The 10676-nt window shown below is 68.0% G+C and carries 10 protein-coding genes; 1 reads left to right on the forward strand and 9 read right to left on the reverse strand.

Annotation, left to right across the window (positions count from 1 at the left end; genetic code table 11):
- Positions 1-40: 40 nt before the first annotated feature.
- Both AC5RW2_RS33925 and AC5RW2_RS33930 read right to left on the reverse strand, forming a co-directional pair.
- Positions 41-412, reverse strand: coding sequence for a hypothetical protein (locus tag AC5RW2_RS33925; protein WP_494075000.1), 372 nt, complete (start codon positions 410-412; stop codon positions 41-43).
- 89 nt (positions 413-501) lie between these two features.
- Positions 502-4638 carry a Pls/PosA family non-ribosomal peptide synthetase gene (locus AC5RW2_RS33930; RefSeq protein ID WP_494075001.1) on the reverse strand — a complete coding sequence of 1379 codons (4137 nt, stop codon included), beginning with the start codon at positions 4636-4638 and terminating at the stop codon, positions 502-504.
- Between the two features lie 354 nt (positions 4639-4992).
- On the opposite strand from AC5RW2_RS33930, the gene AC5RW2_RS33935 reads away from it, so the two are divergent.
- On the forward strand, positions 4993-5751 hold the full coding sequence (locus AC5RW2_RS33935) for an AfsR/SARP family transcriptional regulator (RefSeq protein ID WP_494000172.1): 759 nt from the start codon (positions 4993-4995) through the stop codon (positions 5749-5751).
- A gap of 20 nt (positions 5752-5771) precedes the next feature.
- Here the strand turns inward: AC5RW2_RS33935 and AC5RW2_RS33940 are convergent, their stop codons facing one another.
- From AC5RW2_RS33940 to AC5RW2_RS33970, 7 genes are all read right to left on the reverse strand, one after another.
- On the reverse strand, positions 5772-6872 hold the full coding sequence (locus AC5RW2_RS33940) for a carboxylate-amine ligase (protein WP_494000171.1): 1101 nt from the start codon (positions 6870-6872) through the stop codon (positions 5772-5774).
- A 123-nt stretch (positions 6873-6995) separates the two neighbouring features.
- Positions 6996-7418, reverse strand: a complete 423-nt coding sequence (locus tag AC5RW2_RS33945) for a fluoride efflux transporter FluC (protein ID WP_494000170.1) — start codon at positions 7416-7418, stop codon at positions 6996-6998.
- Positions 7415-7873, reverse strand: coding sequence for a fluoride efflux transporter FluC (locus tag AC5RW2_RS33950; protein WP_494000169.1), 459 nt, complete (start codon positions 7871-7873; stop codon positions 7415-7417). The genes AC5RW2_RS33945 and AC5RW2_RS33950 overlap by 4 nt, the downstream gene beginning before the upstream one ends.
- The gene (locus AC5RW2_RS33955; protein WP_494000168.1) at positions 7870-8595 is read right to left on the reverse strand and encodes a metal-dependent transcriptional regulator; all 726 of its coding nucleotides are present in this window, start codon (positions 8593-8595) and stop codon (positions 7870-7872) included. The genes AC5RW2_RS33950 and AC5RW2_RS33955 overlap by 4 nt, the downstream gene beginning before the upstream one ends.
- 25 nt (positions 8596-8620) lie before the next feature.
- Positions 8621-9520: a metal ABC transporter permease gene (locus AC5RW2_RS33960; protein WP_494075002.1), complete on the reverse strand. Its 900-nt coding sequence runs from the start codon at positions 9518-9520 to the stop codon at positions 8621-8623.
- A complete protein-coding gene (locus tag AC5RW2_RS33965; RefSeq protein WP_494000166.1) occupies positions 9507-10286 on the reverse strand; it encodes a metal ABC transporter ATP-binding protein in 780 nt (259 codons plus the stop codon). The genes AC5RW2_RS33960 and AC5RW2_RS33965 overlap by 14 nt, the downstream gene beginning before the upstream one ends.
- On the reverse strand, positions 10283-10676 hold a 394-nt coding region (locus AC5RW2_RS33970), incomplete at its 5' end, for a metal ABC transporter solute-binding protein, Zn/Mn family (protein WP_494075003.1). The genes AC5RW2_RS33965 and AC5RW2_RS33970, both read right to left, overlap by 4 nt.

Here is a 10676-nt window from a genome sequence, read left to right on the forward strand (position 1 = left end):
TCTTCTAAACCTCTCGCCCAGCAGCGCCCGCCGCCAGGGGTCAGTCTCCGGGAAGCGCCACGTCGACGATTCCGGTGAACCTGGTGCCGATGCCGTCATACTCGCTGCGGACCCATCCCGGGGGCAGCTCGGGCAGCTCCGCGGGATCATGGTGCCGGCAGTAAACATAGGTGAATTCGGGCCACCATTTCTTGGGCCGGGCAGACTCGGTAAAGCCGCAAATGAAGCACCGCAGTGGTGTCCAGACAGGCCTCTTGCCCGTGCGATTGGCACGCGACTGGGCCAGCCAGGCCGGTGGGTCCGCGTCCATCGCGGCGAGTTCCTCCTCGGAGATGCGGGAGGGGATCCCGTGGCGTTTCGCCATCTCCGGTGGGATATCGAGGAACTGGGCTGCTTCGCGTCTGGTAATCATCACCTACCACCATGGACCGGGAGTCCAGCTGCAGCAACTTCGTGCAGTGCGCCTGCGCCGGGCGCACTGCTCCGCGCCCGTTTACTTCATCAACCTTGCGCCGCGCCGGTCAACCGCCTGGGTCTGGCGGTGTCCGTCGTGTCGCGGGCCGGGTTGCCGGCATAGATGGCGTTCTCCGGCACGTCTTCTCCCTTCATGAGCAACGAGTCGGCCTCGAGTGAGACGCCGTCGCCCACCACGGCGCCGTAATTGACGAAGGACTCGACGCCAAAGGAACACCGGTTTCCCACCGCGATGTAGTCCGACTTGAATGTACCGTCTTCCATCGAGTGGCCTTGAAGGGCCGTGCCTTCGTTCAGGGCGCAGTCGTCGCCGATTGAGACAAGTGTTTTCTCGGGGATGTTGCAGCCGGCGTCGTAGAGACGCTTGCCCACCCTGACGCCGAGCATCCTCCAGACGAGTGATTTGAAGGGCGTGCCGTTGAAGGGTGGAGTGGCGAGCATCTTCCACAGACGTTCATGGTGCCAGAAGTACGGGTCGTAGATCGAGCAGTACTGCGGCTTCAACCTGCGGAAGCCCATCACCAGGCGCTCGACGAGGACGGACAGCAGGACCAGGTAAATGACGAAGCCCAACGTTCCTACGGCAACCGCCAACGCGCCGAATTCATCGTAGATTGTTACGGAGGCTGCGGCGATGAGCGTCCCGGAGAAAAACAGGAACCAGCGCACACCGAGGAAGATTCCCATGGACGCGATATTGTGGCGGTTTTTGGCCGGCAGCCGCCTGTTCTTCGCCTCTTCGATCTTTAGCTCATCGAACCGGCCGTCCCGCTGAACGGAGCGCGGAATCTCGAACGGAGGGGATCCCAGCAAGCCGGTATTTTCCCGGATCGGGCCGTCGACCGGGATCATGACCTTGGTTGCCAGCAAGACGTTCTCGCCAACCCGTGCCTCGAGCGGGAAGGTGAGGTCGTTTCCCAGAAAGTTGCGGCCCGCGATCCTGACACGGGACAGCCGGAACGAGGTGCTCGAGTAATCGGCGTTCATCATGTTCAGGCCGTCGGAGACCATGGTCCCGTATCCGATGGTATTCAGGTAGGGCGAATCGTGTGACACCTCGGGGCCGAAGTTCGACCCTGTCTGCTCCACCTTCTTGCCGAGGTTGTAGCCCAGTGCCTTCAGGTAATGCACGATGTACGAGCTGTCGCCGAAAACATCCTTGTACAGCTTGACGTTCGTCAGCCCGGCAACCATCCGCTGGAGCGTGAAATGCACGCCGTACAGCGGGTAGACCTTGTCCGGCTTGAGAGCGAGGTTCAGGAGCCGGGGGATGGTCAGGACCGCGATGAGGCCGCCGAAGAAGGAGGCAAGGAACAGGGTCAGGGTGATGAGCAGGGTGTCGAGGTAGAAGAACGGATTGTCCATTTTCAGGTGTTCGCTGTCGAGATAGGGCGGCAGCAGCGCTGACAGGCCGATGAGTCCGACCGGCGCGACCAGGACCAGCCGGTTGAAAAGCTGCAGCAGGGTGAAAATGACCCTGCGGCGGGTGCTGCAGCGTACCGGCGGAACCCTGAGGTAGTTCGTTGCCGTAGGGACCGCGGGGGAGCCGTGCCAGCGCTGACCGTCCGGTACCGCCTGGCCCGTCTGCAGCGAGGACGCATGGCCCAGCTGAGCGCCGTCGCCCATGGCCGTGTCGATGTCCAGCGTCGTCTTTTGCGACACCAGGACATCGCGGCCAAGCGTTACCGTGCCCGTTTCGATGACGCCGCTGCGGGCGCGGTAGGCGAGGAAGAATGAATTTTTGTGAATGACCGTGCCGTCGCCGATGCTGACCAGGTCGGTGCATACCGGCACCATGCGCGAGAAAATGGCAACGCCCTTGCCGATTTTTGCCCCGAGCGCCCGGAGGTAGAGAACGTAAAGGGGCGAGCCGACGAACAGAACGAGGGGATTGCTCCGATTGAGCGTCTTGACGACCCAGAACCGGATGTAGGCCCAGCTCCACAGGGGGATGTCCTGACGCTTCCAGCGGCCGACCAGAACCCATTTCAGGACAATAGGGGTGACGGACAGTATCAGGAACATCGCGGCGCCGAATCCGACGGATCGCAGCCACATGTCGATCAAGCCGGTTCCATCGGAAACCCATACGAACGACATGACGAGCAAAGAGGCAGCGTAGGTGGTGTAGCCCAGGAAGAACATCAACTGCGCGACGCCGCACAAGATGTGCCGGAGCGCGCTGGGCGCAGGCCGCAGGGCCGGCTCCGTCTCGCCCGCAGGGGTTCCCGACGGCTCGGCCGCGGCCTGGGCAGCCGAGAGGACGACGGCGAGCCGGCGGACAGTCGGATGCTGGTAGATATCCTGCATGGCCACCGGCGGCAGCGCAGCCCGGCGCCGGACGGCGGCCGAAAAACCGGCCATGAGCAGCGAATTGGCGCCGAGATCGTTGAAAAAGTGTGCCGTGGCGGAGACTTTCTCCACGCCCAGGACCCCCGCGAGGCAACCGGCCAGTATCTCCTCCGCCTCCGTTACCGGTGCGCTGTACTCGTGAGTGCCGCCGGTGAGCCGGGGTTTGCCGGGCTGCGGCAGCTTCTTCCGGTCGGCCTTGCCGCTGGGCATGACTGGGATTTCGGTGCAGCGTTCGAGGTAGGCCGGGACCATGTAGCCGGGCAGGGTCTCGCTCAGTTTTTCGGCGATGTCGGCCTCGTCGACCGCCGCGGTGTCCTGGCGCAGTGTGTAGTAGGCAACCAGCTCCACGAGTCCGGGGGATGGCTCGTAGGTGCTCACTACCGCCTGGGCGATGCCGGGCACCTGCAGCAGGACGGACTCGATTTCAGTAAGTTCGATGCGGTAACCACGGACTTTGACCTGCGTATCGATCCGGCCGTGGTACTCGATGGTTCCACTCTCGGTGAACCGCCCCAGGTCGCCCGAGCGGTAGATCCGGCCCGAGGGATTGTTATCGATGCCAAGGAAGTCGTGGATAAAGGCCCGCTCGGTCAGATCGTCACGGTTGATGTATCCGCGGGCCAGCCCGATCCCGGCGATCCCGATTTCGCCCAGTTCCCCCGGTGGCAGCGCTCGCGGTTCATCCGGATCGAGGACCACCACCGAGTACGTGGGCAGGGGAGTGCCCAGGGTCACCGGTTTGTCCGGATGGACCGCGTCCCAGGTCGCAGTGACGGTTGCTTCCGTTGGGCCGTAGACGTTCAGGAACCTGCGGCCCGGCCGGTGCCATCGGGTAATGAGGTCACGCGGGCAGGCCTCGCCGGAGACCAGTAGGAACCGCAGGTCGGGCAGGTCCTCGTCGAGGGTGGCCAACAGCGTTGGAACGCAGCACATGGCGCTCACCCGCTGGTCCCGCAGGAACTGGCCCAGTTCCATGCCAAGCAGGCTGACGCCGCCGGGCTTGGGCACCAGGGTTGCACCGACCATCCACGGGACCCAGATCTCCTCCACCGAAAAGTCGAAGGCGATCGTCATCCCTTGGTAGACGCGGTCCGTCGGCCGATAGCCGTAGACTTCGGCTGCCACGAGCACGAAGTTGCAGATGCTGGGATGGTCGATGGCCACACCCTTGGGGCGGCCCGTCGAGCCGGAGGTGTAGATGATGTAGGCCAGACCGCCCGGCGGCCCCGCCTGTTCTCCCCGGGGCAGCCGCGAGGAATCCTGCGCGGCCACCAGCGGGTCCTCCTCGTCGAGGCAGAGGATGGTCGCACCCGTTTGGGGCATCCGGTCACGAAGGTGGGACAGCGACAGGACAAGCCTCACGCCGGCATCCTGAACAATGTAGGCCAGACGGTCGGAGGGGTATCCGGCGTCCAGCGGGACATATGCGGCACCGGCCTTCAAGACCGCCAGGATGGCCGTGTAGGACCGGGTTGGCTGGTCAAAGAGCAGCGCGATCCGGTCGCCCGCCCGCGTGCCGCGCGAGATCAGGTACCGCGCCAGCTGGTTCGCCCGGGCGTCGAGCTGATCGTAGGTCAGCGACGACCCAACGCCGTCGACGGCGAGCTGTCCCCCCTCGCCGTCGCGCCGCAGTTCGTCGCAGCGGTCCTCGAAGAGCCGTTCCAGCCTGTCCCCATCGTGCCAACGTACCCTTCCGTTGCCGGGGGCGCCGGTGAGGATGGTGCTGGCAGCCTCGGCGCGGCTGGAAGATTTCGGCCGGTGGCTTGTCTCGGTCAGGCGGCGCCGGGCGCTGCGCCCTGCCGGAGCGCTCATGCCGCTCCCCGCTGTCCCGGTTGCCGGACCGCCTGTACCAGGAAGCCGCAGGCGGCGTGCGTCTCCTGGGCGGGCGTGGGGAAGTGCGCATGTGCCGCCATGGCAGTCCTCCTAGCCTCGGGAGTCGACGACGTGCCGGGCAGTGCGTCGAGCCATGTGCGACGGTCTAGCCATGTGCGACGACGGGCCCCTAGACGACATTGGACGACGTCCGGTGTTACGGCGGCGTTACCGGGCCGACTGCCGCCGACGGGGGCCGCATTGACAACGTTGAACACGGTGGGAAGCTGTAATCGGGGAGAAGCGGGGCAGTTGCTTGGGGGCTACTTGATGCCCTTGGGGGAGGGCACGGAAATGAATGCAACAGAACGCCCGTGGGAGGTCCAACTCCTGGGGGGATGGCAGATTCGCCAGGGAACGCTTCCCGTCAGGGTCACCATCCGGCAGCAGCGCCTGATTGCCGCCCTGGCCCTTCACGGCAGCGAGCCACGCGCGTTTCTGGCCGGCCTGCTGTGGCCGGACAGTTCGGAGAGGCAGGCGGCGGGCAGCCTGCGGGAGGCGATCTGGATGATTTCCCACCAGCTGCCGGGACTGCTGGAGGAGCGCAGGGATCCGCTGGCACTCGCTCCGGACGTCACAGTGGACGTTCACGAAGTCCGCCGGCGGCTGGCCGCCCTCGACGGGGACCGCGGGGTTGGCCAGCGGCCGGCCCTGCTCGACCTGCTGCGCACGGCCGAACTGCTGCCCGGGTGGTATGAGGATTGGGTCATGGCCGAGCAGGAGCGGTGGAGGCAGCTGAGGCTGAAGGCCCTGGAACGCCTCGCCGGCCAGTATCTGGAGCGCGGCGAGATCGACCGGGCGACGGACGCAGCGGGAATCGCCGTCGCCATTGAGCCGCTGCGCGAAAGCGCGCAGCGGCTGTTGCTCCAGGCGCAGATCGCCGAGGGCAATTATGCCCAGGCGCTGCGGGCGTTCGAGGCCTTCAGTTCCCGGCTGCGGAAGGATTATGGGGTGGAGCCTTCGGCCAAGATCATGAACCTCATGGCACCCCTGCTCGCGCCGCCGGCTGCGGCGGACGGCAGATCGGGGCCGGGCAGCCGGCCGCCCGCCTAAAAGGACCAGTGCGCCGCGGGCTATGGCTCCGCGGTCAGGGACGAGGCGTACAAATCCATCAGCGCCGGCAGCCCGCCGGATTCCATGGCCCTGCGCTGCCGGTCGGCGCCGGTGCCCGTGGCGAAGAGCCGCTCGATGCTGGCATCCACCCACGCCGAGTCGCCCTCTTCCTCGAGTGCGGGCCGGATGTAGCGCAGCAGCATGCCCACCACATCCCGTGCCGGCAGCAGCACGCCGGACTCAGGATCCACCAGCCGGTCGGACAGGCCCTGCCGTCCGGCCTGCCAGACGGCGGCGTCCAGAAGCTCCGGCTCGGGCTGCAGGAAGGACCGGGAGGAAGCCTCATCGGTCAGCACCGTGGAGATCAGTCCCCGGACAACCGCCGCGATCAGCACGGAGTCCTGGGCCTCGAGCTGCACGTCGGCGGCACGGACTTCAAGGGTGGGGTAGCGGTCGGACAGCCGTGCCAGCCACGTAATGACACCCCGGTCGATGACCACGCCGGAGTCGACCAGGCGCTGGATCCGGCGCTCGTAGTCGGCCGCGTCGCGGAAGACCGGCGCGCAGCCCTGGATGGGCCAGCGGCGGTAGTGGACGATCCGCCAGCTGCCGAACCCGCTGTCCCGGTCCAGCCAGTACGGTGAGTTGGCGCCCAGCGCCACCACCGCCGGCAGCCACGGCCTGATCCGGTTCAAGGCCTGCACCCCGGCCTCCTTGTCGGGGACGGACACATGCACGTGCTGGCCGTTGACGAACTGGTCGGCCACGATGCCCTTCGCGCTGGCCTTGAGCTGGTGGTAGCGCTCCTTGTCCGTGACCTCGGGGTAGTCGTCCTGGATCCGCGGGGCCGTGCCGGTGGCCGCCGCGCGCACGCCGGTCTTGCGGGCGGCGGTATCGAGCTCGCGGCGGAAGTTGAGCAGCGACTCCTCGGCCTCGGTGAGCGTGGAGCAGACCGCGGTGGCAGTTTCAATCTGGCAAGTGAGCAACTCCCGCTGGATCTCATCCCTGGCTACTTGTACCGAGCCTTCAAGGTTTTCGGCGACCCTGTCCGCCACCGGGGCGGGTAAGCCGGTGGCCGGATCCAGCAGCAGGTATTCTTCCTCAATTCCCAGAGTTGCCATGGGGCACCTTTCTTCTGCCGACGCTCAGACAAGCCGAGCCTAACCGATCTGCGGGCGGTCATGCTCACGGCCGGGACCGTCCGAACCCTGCCGGACAGCCGTCTGGTGAGGGGCACGGATTGCTCAGGACAGTGGCACGGTCAGGCCAGTTGCCGCGAGCCCGAGCGCCGCGGCGGCGGTGCCCAGCAGCAGATTCGCCGCGAGATTGACGACGGCGGCGCCCGCCCGCCGCTCTGCCCACAGCTTAACCGTGGCGACGGTGAAGGAACTGAAGGTGGTCAGTCCGCCGGCCAGGCCGCTGGCCAGCGCCAGTCGCCAGGGCTCGGCCAGACGCCACGTTTCCGCCAGGCCCGGCTCCTGGCCCACCACGCCGCCGGCGACGAGCCCGAGGATGAACGACCCGGTGACATTGACCAGCAGGGTGGCCCACGGCCAGTGCTGCTCCGGCCGCCGGCGGGCTGCCTGCCGGCGGGCGAGCCAGGTGTCGGCGGCGAAGCGCAGCAGGGCTCCGGCGGCGCCGAACAGCCCGACGAGCAGCGCCGTCACGCGGCGGCCGCCCGGGTGATCCGGCGGCCCAGCGTGCGGCCGGCGTGCAGCCCGGCGACGGCGGCGGCCAGGCCCGCGGCCAGGGACAGGCCCAGATACAGCAGCCAGTCGGCGTGGCGGCCCTGCGCCGCCAACTGGTCGACGGCCAGCGCAACGGCGGAGAACGTCGTGAACGAGGCGAGCAGCCCCGGGCCCAGCGCGGCGCGGAGCCAGAACGCGGTGCCGGGACGTTCGGTCCAGAGCGCCGTGAGGACGCCCAGCAGCAGGCTGCCGGCCACGTTGATGGCCAGCGTGGTCCACGGGATGGAGCCGTCTTCGGGGAAGGCGACGCCCAGCAGGTAGCGCGCCTCGGCGCCCGCGAAGCCGCCGACGGCGACGGCGGCCCAGGCGCCCGGGCCCGGCAGCGCAGACGGCGCCGCCGCGATGCGAAGCCGCCCGCGCGGCGTCGTGCTCACGAAGCGAGCCGGCAGCCGGGGTGCGGATCGCCGTGCACCCACAGGGCGGCGGCGGCCTGGTCGCCCAGGTCCAGCTCCCGGCCCGCCCCGTCCGGGCCGAACCGGACCACCAGCGCACCGCCGAAGGGGCGCCGGCCGACCACTTCCACCCGGTCGTCGAGTCCGATCCGCTCGGCGCTGAAGAAGCGCAGGAGGTCGGCATCGGCGTCGCTGATCCGGGTGATCCGGCCCGTGTGTCCGCCGTCGAGTTCTTCCAGCTGCACCGCGCTGGGGACGTGGACGGTGCCGTCCGCCGCCGGGATGGGGTCGCCGTGCGGATCGCGCTGCGGGTGGCCCAGCTTGGCCGCCATCCGGTCGATGAACATGTCGGAGACGGTGTGTTCGAGCAGCTCGGCTTCGTCGTGGACTTCGTCCCAGGCATAGCCGAGTTCCTGCACCAGGAAGGTCTCCAGGACCCGGTGCCGGCGGACCATGGTCAGGGCCAGCCGGCGGCCGGCGTCGGTCAGTTCGATGGCGCTGTACGGCCGGTGGTCCACCAGCTGCAGTTCCACCAGCTTGCGCACCATCTCAGAGACCGAGGAATTGGCCACCCCGAGCCGGCCGGCCAGCTGCGAGGAAGTGATGGGCTTGTCCTGCCACTCGGTGAAGGCGTAGATGACCTTGACGTAGTCCTGCACGCTGGATGAGCCGCTGCTCAGCGCGGTTTTCCTGGCCGGGGGCATGCGTCTCACTCTCTCGTCGAACGTGTCAGGACGGCAGGTTGGCGGCGGCGGAGCCGGGCTGCGCGGGGGAGCCCCGCCCCGTGCGGCGCCGGGCCAACTGCCAGATTACCCCGGTCCGCGGCGCGCCCAGGTAGACCACGAGGAAGACCAGGGCCTGGGCCAGGACCACCGCCGCGCCGGTGGCGACGTCCAGGTAGTAGCTGGCGTAGATGCCGGCGACCGAGGCGGCGGCGGTGACGGAGGCGGCGATCGCCAGCATGGCATCGAACCTGCGGGTCAGCAGGAACGCGGTCGCCCCCGGCGTGATGAGCATGGCCACCACCAGCACGATGCCGACCGCCTGCAGCCCGACGACGACGGTGATCGCCAGCAGCCCGAGCAGCAGCACCGACAGCCAGCGGGTGCTGAGCCCGATGGCGTGGGCGTGGATGCGGTCGAAGGCGAACAGCGTCAGGTCGCGGCGCTTGATCAGCAGCACGCACAGCGCCACGGCGCCGAGGATGAGCACCTGCAGCAGTTCGCCGTCGCTGACGCCCAGCACGTTGCCGAAGAGGATGTGCTGCAGGTCGGTCTGGCTGGGCGTCTTGGAGATGATGGCCAGTCCGGCCGCGAAGAACGCCGTGAACACCACGCCGATCACGGTGTCGCCCTTCAAGCGGGTGGAGGATCGCACGCCGCCGATCAGCGCCACCGCCGCCGCGCCGAAGATGAAGGCGCCCAGCGAGAACGGCACCCCGACGATGTATGCCAGCGCGACGCCGGGGAGCACGGCGTGGGAGACCGCGTCGCCCATCAGAGACCAACCCATCAGGATCAGCCAGCAGGACAGCACAGCCGACACGACGGAGGCGGCCAGCGTTACCACCAGGGCGCGGGTGAGGAACCCGTACTGCAGGGGTTCCAGCAGCCAGTTAAACAGCTCCACTGCGTGTTCCTTCCCCCGGACCGGCCAGCGCGGAGCCGAAGGCCAGGGCCAGGTTTTCGTTGGTGAGCACGTCTGCGGGCCGGCCGTGCGCGAGTATTTTCTGGTGCAGCAGGATGGCCTCGTCGCACAGCTGCGGGATGCCGGCCAGGTCGTGGGTGGAAATCAGGATCGTCCTGCCCTCGTCGCGCAGTTCCTTCAGCAGGGCGATCAGGACCGCCTCGGAGGCCTTGTCCACCCCGGCGAAGGGCTCATCGAGCAGCAGCAGGCCGGCGTGCTGGGCTATGCCGCGGGCCACGAAGGCGCGCTTGCGCTGGCCGCCGGAGAGTTCGCCGATCTGCCGGTGCTGCAGGTGGCTTAGGCCGGTGCGTTCCAGGGCTGCGTCGACCGCCTCGCGGTCCCGGCGGCGGGGGCGGCGCATGGGTCCGAGCCGACCGTAGCGGCCCATCATCACGACGTCGCGCACGGAGACCGGAAAAGTCCAGTCGACGTCTTCGGACTGCGGCACGTAACTGGCCAGGTTCAGCTTCCTCGACTGCCGGGGCGACAGCCCAAACAGTTCCACCGTGCCCGACGCCGGGTGGACGAGTCCCATCAGCGACTTGAACAGGGTGGACTTCCCGGAGCCGTTGACCCCGATCAGGCCGCAGATGGTTCCCGGTGCCACCGTGGCGGAGACGCGGTCCAGGGCGACGACGTCGTTGTAGGCCACGGTGAGGCCGAGCACGGAGATGGCGGCGGCGCCGGGCGGGAGGTCGGGGGTGCTCACGGGGCCAGTCCTTCCTTGATCAGGGAGATGTCGTGCCGGATCAGCTCCAGGTGGGTGGGCACCGGGCCGTCCGGTCCCGAGAGGGAGTCCACGTACAGCGGCGTGATGAGGCGGGCGCCGGTGGCGGCGGCGACCTGCTGCATCGATTCCGGATTGACGGTCGATTCGCAGAACACCGCCGGGATCCGGTGCTCGGAGACCTGGCCGATCACGTCCCTGATTTGCCGGGGCGTGCCCTCGGCATCGGAGTTCACCGGCCAGAGATAGGCCTCACGCAGCCCGGCGTCGCGGGCCAGGTAGGAGAAGGCGCCTTCACAGCTGACCAAAGCCGGAACGGCCGACGGATCGGCGAAGGCCGACTCCAGGCCGGCCATCAGCACGTCCAGCTCC

Source organism: Arthrobacter sp. B0316-1-20 (genome assembly GCF_059091865.1).